At 62.5% G+C, this 17,603-nt stretch carries 11 protein-coding genes; 2 read left to right on the plus strand and 9 right to left on the minus strand.

Annotated features, from left to right (window positions below; genetic code table 11):
- Nucleotides 1-133 precede the first annotated feature (133 nt).
- Entirely contained in the window at nt 134-1,087 is a 954-nt protein-coding gene (gene rsgA, locus ACTQV4_RS06340) for a ribosome small subunit-dependent GTPase A (RefSeq protein WP_441569517.1), read from the minus strand.
- 469 nt (nt 1,088-1,556) lie between these two features.
- Nucleotides 1,557-4,238 carry a cation-translocating P-type ATPase gene (locus tag ACTQV4_RS06345; RefSeq protein ID WP_441569498.1) on the minus strand — a complete coding sequence of 894 codons (2,682 nt, stop codon included), beginning with the start codon at nt 4,236-4,238 and terminating at the stop codon, nt 1,557-1,559.
- 442 nt (nt 4,239-4,680) lie between these two features.
- Here ACTQV4_RS06345 and pyk point away from each other — a divergent pair, with 442 nt between their 5' ends.
- Nucleotides 4,681-6,141, plus strand: coding sequence for a pyruvate kinase (pyk, locus tag ACTQV4_RS06350; RefSeq protein WP_441044811.1), 1,461 nt, complete (start codon nt 4,681-4,683; stop codon nt 6,139-6,141).
- A 203-nt stretch (nt 6,142-6,344) separates the two neighbouring features.
- Here pyk and ACTQV4_RS06355 read toward each other — a convergent pair whose 3' ends face one another.
- The 6 genes from ACTQV4_RS06355 to pheS form a co-directional block, all read right to left on the minus strand.
- Nucleotides 6,345-7,193 (minus strand): hypothetical protein, encoded by an 849-nt coding sequence (locus ACTQV4_RS06355; RefSeq protein ID WP_441569499.1) that lies wholly within the window; start codon nt 7,191-7,193, stop codon nt 6,345-6,347.
- Nucleotides 7,194-7,272: 79 nt separating this feature from the next.
- Complete coding sequence (locus ACTQV4_RS06360; protein WP_441569500.1) at nt 7,273-8,043, minus strand: energy-coupling factor ABC transporter ATP-binding protein; 771 nt, start codon at nt 8,041-8,043, stop codon at nt 7,273-7,275.
- Between the two features lie 44 nt (nt 8,044-8,087).
- Complete coding sequence (locus tag ACTQV4_RS06365) at nt 8,088-8,924, minus strand: energy-coupling factor transporter transmembrane component T (protein ID WP_441569501.1); 837 nt, start codon at nt 8,922-8,924, stop codon at nt 8,088-8,090.
- A complete protein-coding gene (cbiM, locus tag ACTQV4_RS06370; RefSeq protein ID WP_441569502.1) occupies nt 8,902-9,987 on the minus strand; it encodes a cobalt transporter CbiM in 1,086 nt (361 codons plus the stop codon). The genes ACTQV4_RS06365 and cbiM overlap by 23 nt, the downstream gene beginning before the upstream one ends.
- A 246-nt stretch (nt 9,988-10,233) precedes the next feature.
- Entirely contained in the window at nt 10,234-12,687 is a 2,454-nt protein-coding gene (gene pheT / locus ACTQV4_RS06375; RefSeq protein WP_441569503.1) for a phenylalanine--tRNA ligase subunit beta, read from the minus strand.
- A 180-nt stretch (nt 12,688-12,867) separates the two neighbouring features.
- Complete coding sequence (pheS, locus tag ACTQV4_RS06380; protein ID WP_154517607.1) at nt 12,868-13,944, minus strand: phenylalanine--tRNA ligase subunit alpha; 1,077 nt, start codon at nt 13,942-13,944, stop codon at nt 12,868-12,870.
- A gap of 505 nt (nt 13,945-14,449) precedes the next feature.
- Between pheS and ACTQV4_RS06385 the strand changes: the two genes are divergently transcribed.
- Nucleotides 14,450-16,024, plus strand: coding sequence for a carboxypeptidase M32 (locus tag ACTQV4_RS06385; protein ID WP_441569504.1), 1,575 nt, complete (start codon nt 14,450-14,452; stop codon nt 16,022-16,024).
- A 205-nt stretch (nt 16,025-16,229) separates the two neighbouring features.
- On the opposite strand, the gene glmM is transcribed toward ACTQV4_RS06385, so the two are convergent.
- Nucleotides 16,230-17,561 carry a phosphoglucosamine mutase gene (glmM, locus tag ACTQV4_RS06390; protein WP_154517601.1) on the minus strand — a complete coding sequence of 444 codons (1,332 nt, stop codon included), beginning with the start codon at nt 17,559-17,561 and terminating at the stop codon, nt 16,230-16,232.
- Between the last annotated feature and the right edge of the window lie 42 nt (nt 17,562-17,603).

The following is a 17,603-nucleotide window of genomic DNA, read 5'->3' on the forward strand; positions in this document are numbered from 1 at the left end:
GAGCTGACCAACCCGTCAAGCCCGCGGCAAGGTTTTGGTCGGCGCGTCGGCAAAACGCTCATTTAAGGGCGCATCGCCAGTAAAAAAGCCGCCTCCCGCACAGTTGGAAGACGGCTGTCATAGATAAATTCAATTACAGATGGACATCGGGATCGAGCATTTGGGCACTCACACGCATGGATGACGCCAAGTTTTGGAACGTTTCCAGGCGCAGGCCATCGATCTGCCCGGCATCGGCGGCCTCGCGAACGGCGCAGCCCGGTTCGTGGGTATGCGTGCAGTCGCCAAACCGACACGCACGCGACGCCTCGACGATCTCGGGGAAGGCACGCGCCAGGCCCCGCTCGTGACCAACGAGCGGCAAACTGCGCAGGCCCGGAGCGTCGGCAATGACGCCGGCGTCGCCCGGCAGCGCCACCATCACGCGCGCGACCGTGGTATGGCGGCCTTGGTCGTCGCGCTCGCGCACACCACCGGTAGCCAGCGCATCGTGGCCCAGCAGCGCATTGAGCAGCGTCGACTTTCCGGCCCCCGACTCACCCAGGATCATGGCGCACGTTCCCGCCGGAACACAGGCGCGCACCTCATCCAAACCACGGCCTTCGGCAGAGGACGTCACGATAACGCGCACGTCCGGGCCCACCAGACGGCGCACGCGATCCAGATCGCGCTCGAGTTCCGCGGCTTCACAGCGGTCGGCCTTGGTAAGCACCACCACCGGCTCGGCATCGCAGTCGAGCGCCAACACCAGCGAGCGCGCCACGCGGTCGAGCAGCACCTCGCCGGCGCCAAGTGCCTGCACGATCAGCACGCTATCCACGTTGGAACAAAGCACCTGACGCTCGCCGCGGGCGCGGCCACGCCAACGCTCAAAACTCGTGCGTCGTGGCAGAACGCATTCGATTACGCCCATGTCGTGCCCGGGCGCACGACGCACCGCCACGCGGTCGCCCACAGCCGGCAGCAGCGCCTCGTCCTCGCCGCGCGACTTGGCAAACCCCACGGCATGCTCGGCACGAAAGGTATCGTCGGCCGTCGCCACCAGCGGAAACCCGCGATCTAAGCGCACCACGGCACCCAGCTGCATCTGCTCGGGCTCCTCGGCTTGGGCGCAAAAATCGTCAAATGCTGCCTGCTGAGCCGCGGCGACCGGCAGATCGCCAAACGCCGGAACATCCTGCAGCGCATCGAGTCCCGGCACGCTCGCCAGCAGCTCCTCGGCAGACGCGGGGGCTTCGGTCGCAAGCTTCCGACGACGATCACGCTTGGCCCGCGCCCCCGTCGTCTTTTTCTTCGCCTTAGCCCTAGCCTTGCCCACACGCGCCTCCCAGCACCACAAATCACAACTGAGCAGGTATTTTAAATCAAAAAGAGCTGGCCGGGCAAAGCCCGACCAGCTCACACACTTTCCCTCAGCCAATGGTCCCGAGAGGCCATCCGAAGGCCCGACCGCCGAGAGGGGTTTCTTCTGAGCGATCCCGCAGCGCGAAGCGCGAGGACCAGCGAAGAAGAAACCCCGCAGGCGGTCGGGCCGGTGGGAAGGATGGCCTTTCGACCTACTCCTTCTCCACCGCGCGCATGATCGCCTTGTAGATCTCCATCAGCGGAATGATCAGGAAGGCAAGGCCCAGCGCGGCGATAACGCCCTTGAGCTCAAGCGTCACGGGGCCAAAGAACATCTCGGCAAGCGTCGGCTGCACGGTTACGATCACCGTCAGCACCAGCGCCAGCGCGGCAGAGGCCCACAGCCACTTGTTCTGCTTCTTCATCTTAAACAGCGACGTGCGGCGGCTGCGCATGTTAAAGCAGTGGAAGATCTCGACCATGTTGAGCGTGATGAAGGCCATCATCACGCCTTCCTCGTCGGCGACGCCGGCGATCATATCGGAGATGTGGATGTAGCCCATGTCAAAGTACACGCCCACAAAGAAGCTCGCCAGCACCAGCGCGGCAATGATCAAGCCCTGGACCACGCAGTCCAGGCCCATATTGCCGGCAAAGACACCGTCCTTGGCGTTGCGCGGCTTGCGCTTCATGATGTCGCCCTCGGCATCCTCCATGCCCAGCGCGAGCGCGGGGAAGCAGTCGGTGACCAAGTTCACCCACAGCAGCTGCACCGGCTGGAAGATGGTAAAGCCGATGAGCGTGGCGATAAACACCGAGAACACCTCGGCAAGGTTGGCCGAAAGCAGGAACTGGATGACCTTGCGGATGTTGTCGTAGATGCGGCGACCCTCTTCGCAGGCACCGATGATGGTGGCGAAGTTGTCGTCGGCAAGCACCATGTCGGCAACGTTCTTGGTAACGTCGGTACCGGTGATGCCCATGCCGACGCCGATGTCGGCGCGCTTGATGGACGGGGCGTCGTTGACGCCGTCGCCCGTCATGGCCACGATCTGGTCGCGCGACTTCCAAGCCTCGACGATACGGGTCTTGTGCTCGGGCTGGACGCGGGCGTACACGCCGTAGTCCTCGATGTGCGCGTCGAGTTCCTCGTCGCTCATGCGATCGAGGTCGGCACCGGTGATGGCATGGCTGCGATCGGTGACGATACCCAGCTGCTTGGCAATGGCCACGGCGGTGTCGATGTGGTCGCCCGTGATCATGACGGTGCGGATACCGGCATCGTGGGCCTCGCGGATGGCGTCGGCGACCTCGGGGCGGACCGGGTCAATCATGCCGGACAGGCCGCAGAAGACCAGGTCGTGCTCGAGCGCGGCGGGGCTGCAGTCGCTCGGGACCTCGGTGTAGGTGCGGCTTGCCAGCGCCAGCACGCGCAGGGCCTCGTCGGCCATGGCCTTGTTGGCGGCCACGAGCTCGGCACGACGCTCCTCGGTCAGGGGGACGACCTTATCGCCCTCGTAGATGTGGGTGCACAGGCCGATCACCACGTCGGGCGCGCCCTTGGTGTATTGCTCGTACTCGCCGTCCAGGGTCTCAACGACCACGGACATCATCTTGCGGCCCGAGTCAAACGGGGCCTCGCCCACGCGCGGGTGCTCGGCAGTCAGACCAGTGAGGCCCGCCTTTCCGGCATCGTTGACGAGCGCGCACTCGGTCGGCTCGCCCACGGCCTCACCCAGTTCCTCGTCCCACTGGGCATCGGAGCACAGCGCCATACCTGCCAGGAACTTCTCCTTAGGCGCAGCGAGCTCGTGCTTGACGACGGTCATCTTGTTTTGGGTAAGGGTACCGGTCTTGTCGGAGCAGATGGTCTGCGTGCAGCCGAGAGTCTCGACGGCAGAGAGCTTGCGGATAATTGCCTGGCGCTTGGCCATCTTGGTCACGCCAAGCGACAGCACGATGGTCACGACGGCAACCAGGCCCTCGGGGATGGCAGCGACGGCGAGCGAGACGGCGACCATAAAGGTGTCGAGCAGGGCAGTCGGGTCGGTAAGGACGTTGCCCACGCCGTGGCGGACGATGTCGACGCCAAAGATCACGACGCAGATGACGATCACCATAATGGTGAGGATACGGCTGAGCTCGGCGAGCTTCACCTGCAGCGGTGTGAGCTCTTCCTTGGCCTCGGCCAGGGCACCGGCGATCTTGCCCATCTCGGTATTCATGCCGGTGCCGACCACGACGGCGCGGCCACGGCCGTACACGACGGTGGAGCCCATGTAGCACATGTTCTTGCGGTCGCCGAGCGGCACGTCATCGGTGCCCGCGGCAAGCTCGATCACGTTGGCGTGCTTCTCGACCGGCACGGACTCGCCGGTGAGCGCGGCCTCTTCGATTTTCATCGTGGCGCTCTCAAGCACGCGGCAGTCGGCCGGGACGGAGTCGCCCGCCTCGAGCATGATCACGTCGCCGGGTACGAGCTCGGCGCTCGGCAGGTGCACGAGTTTGCCGTCGCGTAGAACCTTGGACTGCGCCGCGCTCATCTCCTGAAGGGCCTCGAGGGCCTCCTCGCTCTTGGCTTCCTGGACCACGCCCAGCACCGAGTTGACGATAACGACGAACATGATGATGGCGACATCGGCAAAGTCCGCCTCGCCCTTAACCATGCCCGTGAGCGCGCTGATAACGGCGGCAACGATCAACATGATGACCATGGGGTCGGCCATCTGCTCAAAGAAACGCTTCCACAGCGGCGTCTTCTCGGCTTCCTCAAGCTTGTTAGGGCCTGTCTTGGCGAGGCGCGACGACGCCTCGTCGTTGCTCAGGCCGAGGTTCTCATCGACACCTTGGTCGCTGAGCACCTCCGCCGCAGCGGACAGGTATTCCTTTTGCATATAGAGTCCCCTCCTGGGATTCGGGCCACTCAGCAGATTGATGCCCGATCATAATTCCCAGGAGAAGGGCAAGGGCTCATCAAGGCTGCCGTGCTGAGCGGCAGTTGATAGTGGAGCTATGGTACCCCAAAGCGACGCGTCTAGCCAAAACAATCCATTTGGAAATATGGTCCGTATGCAACGATGCGGACCGTGTGATGCTCAATACTGATAAAACGTTTTTTCTTAGGCGCGTCGCCAAACTAAAATATCGCCCAGATAGCAGCGGTTAGAGCGGTTGGTAAAATTTTTTCATATACCGTTTTTTCCGTAAAAGATGAACTTCTAATTCGGCATACGGTCGATTTTTTGGGGTATTCGGTCGGTATTTCGTTATAATCAACTCAGTTTTATTTCTTATGGTTTATCTATCAGCGCAAGACGATGTCAGATGGAGGTCTGAATGTACAAGCGCACTAAGATTGTATGCACCATGGGTCCCGCCTGCGATAGCGACGAGACCATCCGCGAGATGATCAAGGCGGGCATGAACGTCGCCCGTTTTAACTTCTCGCACGGCTCCTACGACGAGCACCACGGTCGCATCGAGCGCGTCCGTCGTATTTCCAAGGAGCTCGGTATGCCCGTCGGCATCCTGCTCGACACCAAGGGCCCCGAGGTCCGCACCGGTCTTCTGGTCGACGGCAAGAAGGTTGCCGTCAAGACCGGCGACAAGATCGTCGTCACCGCTCAGCCCACGTCCGAGGATTTCCACGGCACCGCTGAGCACATCTCCCTCGACTACCTGGCTCTGCCCTCCGAGGTCGAGAAGGGCTCCCTCATCCTGATCGATGACGGCCTGGTTGCTCTCGAGGTCGAGTCCGTCGACGGCCAGGACATGACCTGCGTCGTCAAGAACGACGGCCTGATCGGCGAGCGCAAGGGCGTCAACATGCCCAACGTCAACATCTCGCTGCCCGCCATCACCGAGCGCGATCGTCAGGACATCCTCTTTGGCCTGACCGAGAACATCGACTACATCGCCGCTTCCTTCATCCGTGACGGCGAGTCTGTCCGCGGCATCCGCGAGCTTTGCCGCGAGAACGGCGGCGAGCACGTGACGATCTTCCCGAAGATCGAGTGCGCCCTGGGCGTCGAGAACTTCGATGAGATCCTCGAGGCTTCCGACGGCATCATGGTCGCCCGTGGCGACCTGGGCATCGAGATCAAGCCCGAGCTCGTTCCGCACATCCAGAAGGAGATCATCGCCAAGTGCAACGCGGCCTACAAGCCCGTTATCACCGCTACGCAGATGCTCGACTCCATGCAGCAGAACCCGCGCCCGACGCGCGCCGAGGTTGCCGACGTTGCTAACGCCATTTACGACGGTACCGACGCCGTCATGCTGTCCGGCGAGTCCGCTGCCGGTAAGTACCCGGTCGAGGCCGTCAAGATGCAGGCCAGCATCGCTCTCGAGACCGAGAAGTACCTCCCGGCTCACGCTCCGCTCGAGGTTCCGACCGATGCTCACGGCACCCGCGTCGTCAACAACGTTGTGGGTATGTCCGCTGTGAACATGGCCACCACCGTTGGCGCCAAGTGCATCACCGTGCCGACGACCACCGGCCGTACCGCTCGCCTGATCTCGCACTTCCGTCCCAACATGCCGATCTGCGCGTTCTCCCGCCACGACTGGGCCGTCCAGCAGATGATCATGTACTGGGGCGTTATCCCGCACAAGGCCGAGATTACCCAGGGCACCGTCAACGGCACGATCGTCAAGGCGATCGAGACCGCTAAGGAGCTCGGCTACGTCGAGACCGGCGATTTGACCGTCGCTACCGCCGGCGATCCCCGTATGAGCGTCCAGCTTGAGGACAAGGTCTCCTCGACCAACGTCGCCTACGTCGCTCAGGTGCGCTAAATCGCACTTGCAAGCACATTTGCATTAAAAAGGGCCCGGAAGGCTTCGCCTTTCGGGCCCTTTTTAAGACCTACTTCATATGCCGCTTCATCGATTTGTGTTCAGTCGCGAACCTTTCCGATGCCGAGCACACCACCAAAGACGCCCTGCGGCGGGGAGCTGTTGGTCAATTGGAATGAACTGTTCACCGTTACGTCAGCCGGCTAGCAGCTAGCGATCAGAGGGACTGCGGGGACGTCAGAAGCGGCAACGCGGGCGGCAAAACCCGCCTCGGTTAGCTCGACGACCTCGGTAAACGTTGCGTCAAAGAACTCTTCGGTCAGCAGACGGTACGGCGGATGATCCGGATCGCCGGGGTTTTCGCGCACAATCTCGTGCATAACGCCAATGGTCTTGAGCACATACTCTTGTGGAATCGAATACTGACCAAACTGGGCCGCCGCGGTATAGAGGCGATCGGTCGCACGCGGGATAGAAACGATGCCGAGCGTCTTGCCAAACCAGTCAAAGTCTCCCTGCTTCTTAATGCGGAACTCCTCGCACGGCTTGCCGCCGCGCGCCTCGAGATATTGGTTCACGCGCGTGTTCCACACGGTATCGGCCACCAGATGCGACCAAACGCCCAGCGTCAAATCGAGCAGCGACTGCGCCACGTCATCGGGCGCAAGCGAAAACTCGGCGGCGCCGGGGCCGTCAACCGGCTCGGCGTCTTTGTAGCGCTGCGGATAGTGCACCCGATTGAGCCTTTCACGCTCTTCGACAATCGAGGTCGCTGCAGCCGGCACACCCGCCGGCGCACCTTTAAGCAACGGCGCCACATAGGTGTCCCAAAACTCATGCTCGCGTGGCTTAGGAATGGGCTCGGGCTTGGCAAAGTGCGTGATGCGATACGGGATGGGGTCGGCAATACCGGGAACCATGTAGCCCACAAAAATGTCCGGAACCACGCTGCCAAACAAAAAGGCATTGCGGTCGCGCACGTTATCGGCAAGCGCACCGGCACGCGCCAGAAGTCGTTCCGTCTGAGCGATATGAATATTCCAACTTGGCATAGCCACCCCCGTAAAAACCCGGATAACTATACCATTCGCAGCAAGCCACGCGCGCGGCCGCAACCCCACTATGCGGCAACTATTCTGCTGCACCGTTTTCGGTTCCATATGACGGCACGGGAGCCTCGACCACGTGGTGATATCGATCGATATAAATCGCACGGGCCCCAAGACGTCGTACTAAATCCTGATGATGCGTGCTCATCAAGACCGTCTTACCGGCAGCAACATAAGCCAGTAGAAAGTTGACCACGATGTCGCAAGAGTCCTCGTCAAGTCCGTTGGTAGGCTCGTCGAGCACCAGAATATCGGGGTTCATCGACACGACGGCAGTCAGCGCCACACGCTTCTTTTGCCCGCCCGAAAGCTGATAGGGCGAGGCATCGACCAGATCGGCAACCTGAAACAGCTCCATGGCATCACGGACGCGGCGCCCGAGCTCGTCCGCCGAAAGCCCCATTTGGGCCGGGCCAAACGCGACCTCCTCGCCGACTGTGGCGCAAAAGAGCTGTGCATCGGCGTTTTGGAACACGAAGCCCACGCGCTGATGGAACCGCTGGGCCATCGCGGAATCCTTGAGATATGCCGCATCGACCACATGTCCATCAAACAGGTACGTACCCGCATCCGCAAGCTCAAGGCCGTTGATAAGCCGCATGATCGTCGTCTTGCCGCAGCCGTTGGGTCCAAGCAGCGCAACCAGCTCACCGCGATTAACCTGCAGCGACACGCTATCGACCACCGTATGGCCCGCATAGGAAAACACCACGTTGCGAAACTCGATGAGCGGCGTGGCCTTGGCGCCGGCAGCACCGCTCGCACCCATCGCACCATTTGTATCGTTTGCCAAAACGTCGCCCTTCCCTGTTCACATCGACGGCTTGACCGCCCGCGCTACAGCACCGCGCACAACACGGCGAGCAGCACCACAACGGCCGCATAGACCGCGTCGCACCAGCCAAAGCCGTTCCGTGTAGGCGCCGGATATGCGCCGGCAAAACCGCGGCAAAGCATAGCCTCGTCCATCGCGCGGCTGCATTCCATCGCCTTGATAAAGGTCATGCCCATGATACCCGCGATCGAATCGGTACGCGAAAATCCTGCAGGCGCGCGGCCCACACTGCGAAGCATGACCGATTCGCACAGGTCGTGCGCCGTGCGACCCAGCACCTCGATGTGTTTGAGCGCCATATCAAACGTAAAGATAACCTCGTCGGGCAGGTGCAGCATCTTAAGCGCGGCCGACATGCGACTCCAGGTAAGCGTCCACGAAACGCCCAGCACCAATGACACATTAACAAAGGTCTTGAGCGCAATCTTGAGCATGGCGCCCGTGGCAGAAGCACCCAGCAGCAGGGCCGGCAGCGCCAAAACCACGGCAAACCCCGCGGCAGCCAACGCCGGCACAAAGGTCGCGTGCAGCCCGCGTACGGGGCGCACCGCAACGAGCACCAACGCGATCGCTGTCATCAGCATCAAGTACAGCGGGCTCTGCGTCAGGCATACGCACAGGACGCAGACGAACATCCCCACCAAACGCACTGGCGCCGAAACGGCAGAAAGGGAGCGGTCGATAATCGACCCGCCCTTATGTGCGCCGCCGCCTAGACGAACCCGCTCAAGCATGCCCGCCAGATGCAGGACATTCTTTTGCATCACACGATGCCGAGCCCCCACGGGCTCGTATCGCTGCTCGACCGCAAGCCAGCTAGGCAGCTCGGCTATTGCCATGGGCTCCGCTTTCCTTGACCGTTAGCGAGACCAGACGGAATGCGATGGTGAGCACCGCCACGCCAATCACGCCCGAAAGAATATACATCGCGGCCTGGCCGGCAAAGCCAAGGCCCTGCTCCTCGGAATAGGCCTGCAGATAATCGCCCGTGGGCAGGGCATCGGCAAAGGTCGGGGTATCGAGACCGACCGAAGTCTGCAGACTGTCGTCACCAGCCTCCTGAACGGCGGTCGCGGCGCCCTCAGCGTCCCACTCGCCCCAGGCGTCACCCGTGGCAAGCAAGCCGAGCGGCGTGGCCACGACAAGCACGGCGACCAGGATGAGCGTGGGGACCAGCGAGGTCTTCTTGGCAGCAGCGCCCTCGGCAGCAAGCTGGCCATCGGCGGCCTCGGGCCCGACGATAACGCTCGGCGCCGTCTTCTTAATGAAACCGTAGATGGCGGCCGTCGCCACGCCCTCGACCACGCCGGCTACCAACATGTGCGGGATCATCATGGCCGGAATGGCAATAGAGAGCGGGAAGGGGCAGTACAGCGGCGCGCCCGAAGCGTTGGTAAAGAACATCGGCTGAATACCAAACTCGATCGCCGTGCACAGGGCCGCCAGGCACAGGCCGACCCAACCGCTTACGACGGCCGAAACCGAGGTGCCCCAGCTCTTGTCGTGCAAACGGCTGTTGAGCGCACGGAACACGATAGCGGCGGCAAACGGCAGCACGAAGGCCATGTTAAAGCAGTTGGCGCCAAAGGACAGGATGCCGCCGTCGCCAAACAGCAGCGCCTGCAGCGCCAGCGCGACCGAAACCGCGATGGCCGCGGCCTCCGGGCCCAGCAGCAGCGCGATGAGCGCGCCGCCGACGGCGTGACCCGTGGTACCGCCGGGCAGCGGAACGTTGAACATCATGAGCAAGAAAGAGAATGCGGCGCAGATACCCAGGAACGCCATGTGCTCGCGGTCGAGCGTGGCGCGCACCTTTTTGATGCAGTGAACCCACACAGGGACCATCGCCACTGCCATGACGGCATCGGTCTGCGGGGACAGATAATTATCTGGAATGTGCATGTACGCCTCCCGGTTATCGGCGCACAGAATTACAACGCCGCTTAAATCACCTTGCCAGTGTTACGTATTGTCAGATTCGTAACACGCCACGGGCTATCATAGCAAAACGGCGCACTGCCGACAAAGCAGCACGCCGTTATGCAATGCGCGTGTCATATATGCAGGCTCAGCAGTGCCTTATACCGAGGATAGCAGTCACGTAAGGCTCGGCAGCAGCCACCGCTGACCCATACCCCAGTGCAGGGCCTAGCCGCGGACCTCGCCGTTTACGCCCTTGCACACCTTGGTGACGATCTTCTGGTGCGCTTTTTCGACCTCTTCGCTGGTAAGCGTGTGGTCGTCGGAGCGATACGTAAGCGCAAAGGCCATGGACTTCTTGCCCACGCCCACGCGGACCGGATCGCGGTAGACGTCGAACAGACGCACACCCTCGAGCAGCTTGCCGCCGGCGCTGGTAATGCGGCGCTCAAGGTCCTCGCAAGTCACGGAGTTGTCGACCACGATAGCAAGATCGTGCTCAACAGCCGGGTACTGCGAGAACTCGCGGTAGTTCTCCTGGTTGCGGGCGCCCTTGATCAGCTTGTCCAGGTCGAGCTCAAAGGCAACGACGATCTCGTCGATGCCCATGGCTTCGCGCGCCTCGGGGTGGATCTCGCCGACCCAGCCCAGCACGGTGCCGCCAGACAGAACCTCGGCGGCACGGCCCGGCTGCAAGAAGGCATAGCCCTCGCCCTCGACGGGACGGAAGCGAACCTTCTCGATGCGCAGCTGGGCGAGCAGCTCCTCGACAATGCCCTTGCCAAAGAAGAAACGCAGCTTGCGGTACTTCATGTTCCAAGACTGCTCGCTCCACTGGCCCGAGAGCACGCCCGCCACGGACTTAGTCTCCTTGGGCAGGCTGGCGTTCTCGCGGCCGTGGAACAGGCTGCCGACCTCGTACAGGTGCACGTTGGGCGTGCCATGGGCCTCGTTATACGCCACAGACTGCAGCAGGCCCGGCAGCAGCGAGCGGCGCATCTCGGTCTGCTCGGCCACCAGTGGGTTCATAAGTACCACGGGGCAGCCGCGGCCCTCGGTGGACATGCCGATCTTCTCCAGGTCGCCCGGCGCGGCAAAGCCAAAGGTCGTGGTCTCGTTGAGGCCGCAGGCGCGCAGGATCTCGCCGACCTTGCGGGTAAGCTTCTGCTCGCGGGTCAGGCCACCGATGTGGTTCTTGGCAGCCGGGATGGTCGCCGTCACGCGGCCCATGCCCCACAGGCGCAGGACCTCCTCGATCAGGTCGATCTCGCGCGGCAGGTCGGGGCGGAAGCTCGGCGGGGTAACCATAAAGTCCTCGCCGTCGCGCTCGACGGTGCAGCCCAGGCGGGTGAGCGAGCGCTCGATAAAATCGGGCTCGATGTCGGCGCCGCAGATGGCGTGCACGCGGGCCAGGCGCAGCTTAATGCTGTCGATGGTCTTGGGCGCGGGGAACACATCCACGTAGCCGGGAGCGACCTCGCCGCCGGCGATCTCCTCGATGAGCGCGCAGGCAACATTGGCCACATCCACGCAGCCGGTCTCATCAACCTGGCGCTCAAAGCGGATGGAGGCATCGGAGATCAGCGACAGATCGCGGCTGGTGTGCGAGGTGCGACCGGCGTCGAAGCAGGCGCTCTCGACCATCACGTCGACGGTGTCGTCCTCGATCTCGGAATCCATGCCGCCCATAACGCCGGCCAGCGCCACGGGGCGCTCGCCGTCGGTGATAAGGCCCATGCCGGCATCGAGCGTGCGCTCCTCGCCGTCGAGGGTCGTGAACTTCTCATCCTGCTGGGCGGCGCGAACCACCACGCGACGCCTGCCCTCGCGCTCGGCAAAGGTGTCCAGGTCAAAAGCGTGCAGCGGCTGACCGGTGAGCATCATCACATAGTTGGTGATGTCGACGATGTTATTGTGCGGACGCACGCCCAGGGCGTTAAGGCGCTTGACCATCCAGTCAGGCGAGGGGCCGACCTTCACGTTTCGCACGATGCGGGCGACATAGCGGTCGCACAGGCCCTCGTCGGCGATCTCGACCGAAAGCTCGTCGTCGGTCGCGCGGCCGGTCTCCGCCTTGATGGCGGGCAGCTCAACGTGGAAATCGCGGTCGAAGATGGCACCGGTCTCACGGGCCATGCCGATCATGGACAGGCAGTCGGGGCGGTTGGGCGTAATCTCGCAGTCGAGTACGATGTCGCTCGAGCCCACATACTCGGCAAACGGCATGCCGCAGGGCGTATCCTCGGGCAGGATCATGATGCCGGAGTGGTCGCCACCCAGGCCGAGCTCGCGCGCGGAGCAGTTCATGCCCATGGACACGACGCCGCGAAGCTTGCTCTTCTTGATCTTGACGTCGCCGGGAAGCACGGCGCCGATCATTGCCGTGACGATGTGGTCGCCGGCCTCAAAGTTCTGCGCGCCGCAGACGATCTGCAGCGGAGCGGGGTTGCCGTCGGCGTCGAGGTTCTTGTCACCCACGTCGACCGAGCACACATACATATGGTCGCTATCGGGGTGCGGGGTCTTGGTAAGCACCTTGGCAGTCACCACGTGGTCGAAGGACTCGCCCACGGTGTCGATCGCCTCGACCTCGGTGCCGGTACGGATATATTCGTCCGAAAGGGTCTTGGGATCCTCCGGAATATCGATCATGGTCTTGAGCCAGTCGTAAGAAACACGCATCTAACTGGTCTCCTTTCATCTGTACGTCTGCAATAAACAGACGGAAAACTCCAGCTACGGAGACGGGTTTCCGAGGTGCCGCAGATTGCCCCGAAAGAGGAGCGCCGCGTACTTGGGTACGCAAGCGACGGTTTGAGGGGCAAGGTGCGGTGGCTCGGGAAGCCGCCGGGACAGGTCAACTTAAAACTGATTCAGGAAACGCATATCGCCTGTCATGAGCGTTCTGAGGTCGGGCAGGTCGTAGCGCAGGGCCGCGACGCGCTCGGCGCCAATGCCAAAGGCGAAGCCGGTGTACTTCTCGGGGTCGATGCCGCAGTTGATCAGAACGTTGGGGTCGACCATGCCGCAGCCCAAGATCTCGATCCAGCCGCTGTGCTTGCAGAAGTTGCAGCCCTTGCCGCCGCAGACGTGGCAGCTCACGTCCACCTCGCAGGAAGGCTCGGTGAAGGGGAAGAAATGCGGGCGGTAACGCGTCTTGCGGTCCTCGCCAAACATGCACTTAACAAAGTAGTCGAGCGTGCCCTTAAGATCGCCAAAGGTGATGCCCTCGTCGACGACCAGGCCCTCGATCTGGTTGAACTGCGGCAGGTGACAGGCGTCGGCCGTGTCGGGACGGTAGACGGTGCCCGGGCAGATCATGTAGATGGGCGGCTTCTGCGACTCCATGGTGTGGATCTGCACGCCCGAGGTCTGGGTGCGCAGCAGCACGTCGGACTCGCCGTGGGCATGCGCCTCGGGGTGCGCGACGCTGCCGGGGTTGTTGTCGACCACATAGAAGGTGTCGCGGGCCGAGCGGCTCGGATGATCCATGGGGGCGTTGAGCGCGGTGAAGTTGTAGTAGGAGGTGTCGACCATGGGACCGGACTCGACGGTGTAGCCGATACCGCTAAAGATGTCCTCGGCCTCCTCGATAATCTGCTTGATCAGGTGCTGATGGCCGATCTGCGGACGGATGCCCGGCAGCGTGATGTCGACGGCCTCGTGCTCCAGTGCGTGCTTGAGGGCGGCGGCCTTCATCTCGGTGGTGCGCTCGTCGAGCATGCCCTCGATCAGCTGGCGCATCTCGTTGGCGCGCTTGCCCATCACGGGGCGATCCTCGGGGGCGAGCTTGCCCATCATGCGCATCAGGCCGGTAATACGACCCTTGCGGCCGAGCAGCTCAACGCGCGCAGCCTCGAGCTTGGCGGCGTCGTCGGCGCCTGCGACGAGCTCCTTGGCCTCTTCCTCGAGTTTGACCAGATCATCAATCAGACTCATGTCTTCCCTTTCGTCTCTTGCGTTCCCCGCTCGCCAGGACGACTGCCGCCGTCTGGCGTTGCAAAAACGCGGCCCGGTTCGGTAACAAAAAACCGTCCTCGGGCATGTGCATTGCCCAAGGACGGTTGAATTCCGCGGTACCACCTTGTTTGACCCGGCGGATGTCTGGCCCGCCGTGCCCACTCTGTGCCCCTTATCGCGAGGCTCACGGCTTCCCTACTGGGGCTTCGCCGCCACTGGCCGCGCGCCCGTTGAGGTTGCTGCTCGGGAGTGAACGCTTGGCCCTTGCCACCGCAGGAAGGCTTGCAGCCCATGACCTTCCCTCTCTTGCCGGCGACGCGGCGGGCAAAACCCTCTCCGTCAACGCATTGGGCTATAGGATAACACATTCTGCGAGCATATCGCCGCGTTCCGTTTTGTTCGCACTGGGTACAAGGCAGGTAGCTGTGCAAACTGGCCGCACGCCCACCCGTGGCGTCCGGTCTGCGAGATCAAGGATATAGGTATGGGAAAGAAACTCGATAAGAAAGCCAAGGCCGCCGTGGCCAAGGCCTCTAAGAACGCCAAGGCGGGCAAGGGCATCAAGAAGCTCCGCAAGCTCGAAGGCAAACTATGGACCCGCGAGTACCTGCTCAAGATTGCCGAGTTCGATGGCGCGACGATTGCCCCCGCCAACGGCGCTGCGGCCCGCGCCGATGCTATGGGCACCCTTGCCGGCGAACATCACAAGCTCCTGACCAGCAAAAAGTCCGTCGAGCTTGTAGGCTCGCTGGCACACGAGACCGTCGCCGGCGGCAAGATCGACGACCCGCAGCTGCTCGACGAGATCCGTGTGCTCGGCCGCGACCAGCGCGAGGCAAGCGCCATTCCCACCGAAGAAGCCGAAGCCTGGACCAGGCTCACCTGCGAGGCCGACGCCGTGTGGCACAAGGCCAAGACGGCCAACGACTGGGCGAGCTTTGAGCCCTACGTGGATAGAATCGTCGCCCAACTTAAGCATCAGGCCCAGCTCATGGACCCCAAGCGCGACCCATACGATGTTTGGCTCGACCAGTACGAACGCGGCCTTTCCGCCAAGAGCTTCGATGCGTTTTGTAACGAGGTCAAGGCCACCGTCGTGCCGCTCGTTCACGCCATCGGCGAGCGCGGGCAGCAGCCTACTGCCGACTTTTTGCACGCGCATGTGCCCGAGGCCGCCCAGCGCGCCATGAGCTTCGACCTGATGAAGCTCGTCGGCCTTAACCTGGACGACACCACGCTCGCCTTTACCGAGCACCCGTTTAGCGAGGGCTTCTCGGTGGGCGATGCGCGCATCGCCACGCACATCTACGAGAACGACTGCATCTCCAACGTCTATAGCATCATCCACGAGGCGGGGCACGCCATGTACGAGCTGGGCGTGAACCCCGCTTACGCGCGCACGTGTCTGGAGGGCGGCACCTCCATGGGCATTCACGAGAGCCAGAGCCGCTTCTTTGAGAACACCGTAGGCCGCAGTCGCGCTTTTATGGGCCCGCTGCTCGAAGTGCTGCGCCGTCACGCGCCCGAGGTCTACGGCAACGTGGACGAGGACACGCTCTACCACGCCGTGAACATCGCTCAGCCGTCGCTGATCCGTACCGAGGCAGACGAGCTCACCTACCCGCTGCATATTATGGTGCGCTACGAGATTGAGCGCATGCTGTTTGCCGGCGAGGCCACGGCCAAGGACATCCCCGCGCTTTGGAATCGCTTTATGGACGAGTACCTGGGCATTCCTGTTCCCGACGACACGCGCGGCTGTCTGCAGGATACGCACTGGAGCGGCGGCTCGTTTGGCTACTTCCCCACGTATGCGCTGGGCAGCGCCTACGATGCCATGTTTGTGCCGGCCATGTGCCGCGACGGTGTCAACCTTAACGGCGCCTGTGCGAGCGGCGACCTGACACCCGTCCGCGCCTGGCTGGGCGAGCACATTTGGCAGTGGGGCCGCGCCAAGGACGCGCCGGAGCTCATCAAGGGCGCGTGCGGTATGGCATTCGACGCCCGCTACTACTGCAGCTACCTGCAGGACAAGTTCACCACGCTGTACCAGCTGTAAGGATTGACCAGCACGCCATCCCCGACGCCAACCATGTTGACGTCGATGTCTTGGCAACGTCAGCGAAAACGGCCCCAAGCGAGCAAGGTGACGTGAAATGAAAGGGCGCTGACCTTCTGGTCGCGCCCTTGAAATTGAACGCCAGATTGCCGCTTGGGGCCGTTTGTAGCGTCGAGCGGTTACGCGGTTTGGTAAAACTGCGTAACTACAGAGCCTCCAGCGCGGCGGCGATGCGCTTCATGGCGGCGTCGGCGGCATCTTGGTCGGGGGCCTCGGCCAAAACGCGAATCACCGACTCGGTTCCGCTCTTGCGCACCAGCACGCGGCCCTCGCCTGCCAGCGACGCCTCGGCCTCGGCAATGGCGGCCTGCACGCCCATGTTGCCCAGCGCAGCATCCTTGTCCGCCACGCGTACGGCAACCTGCGCCTGCGGCAGCAGCTTACACGGCACCGCGAGCTGCGAAAGCGTCTCGCGTTCGGCACGAATCACTTCCATCACACGCAGCGAGGTCATAATGCCGTCGCCCGTACGCTCGATATCGCCAAAGATCGTATGGCCCGTCTGCTCGCCACCCAGGCTGTAGCCGCCCTCGCGCATCTTGGCATACACGTGGCGGTCGCCCACGCCGCTGGTCACGGCACTCAGGCCGGCAAGCTCCAGCGACTTAATCAGGCCAAAGTTGCTGGCGATCGTCGGCACCACGGTACCGCCCGAGAGGCGCCCGTGCTTGTTAAGATACACGCCGCACACGTACAGAATCTGGTCGCCGTCGACCACGCGACCGCGCTCGTCCACGGCCAGGCAGCGATCGGCATCGCCGTCGTAGGCAAAGCCCACGTCCAAGCCTTGCTCCACCACATGGCGCTGCAGGCGCTCCATATGCGTAGAGCCGCAGTCGACGTTAATGTTAAAGCCGTCGGGTGCGGCGTTAATCACGCGCACATCGGCGCCTAGCGCATCGAATACCGGCTTGGCGACAGAGGACGCCGAGCCGTTGGCGCAGTCAATGCCAATCTTGACGCCCTGCAGCGAAAAGTTCGCGCTTGCAATGAGCGAGGCAATGTAGCGGTTGCGACCCTGCATGTAGTCAACCGTGGCGCCAATGTGGTTGCCCGTGGCCAGCGGCACCTCGCTCTTGCCATCGATGTAGTCCTCGATGAGCTCCAGCACGTCCTCGTCCATCTTAAAGCCGTCGCTGTTGACGAGCTTAATGCCGTTATCGCAAAACGGATTGTGGCTCGCACTGATCATGATGCCGCAATCGAAGCAGCCCTCCACGGTCTGGTGCGCCACGCCCGGCGTAGGAATCACATGCAGCATATAGGCGTCTGCGCCGCTCGCAACCAGACCGCTCACCAGCGCCGCCTCGAACATATAGCTCGAGCGACGCGTGTCCTTACCCACGATCACGCGCGCCTTGGCCCCGCGCCTGGCGCCGTAATACCAGCCCACAAAGCGGCCGATCTTGTACGCGTGCTCCACGGTCAGCCCAACGTTGGCCTCGCCGCGAAATCCGTCGGTGCCAAAGTACTTCATAAGAGGTCCTCTCTATAGACAAAGGCGCGCCGCCAAAGCAAC

The organism is Collinsella sp. LCP19S3_B11, assembly GCF_052121915.1.
Classification (GTDB): domain Bacteria; phylum Actinomycetota; class Coriobacteriia; order Coriobacteriales; family Coriobacteriaceae; genus Collinsella.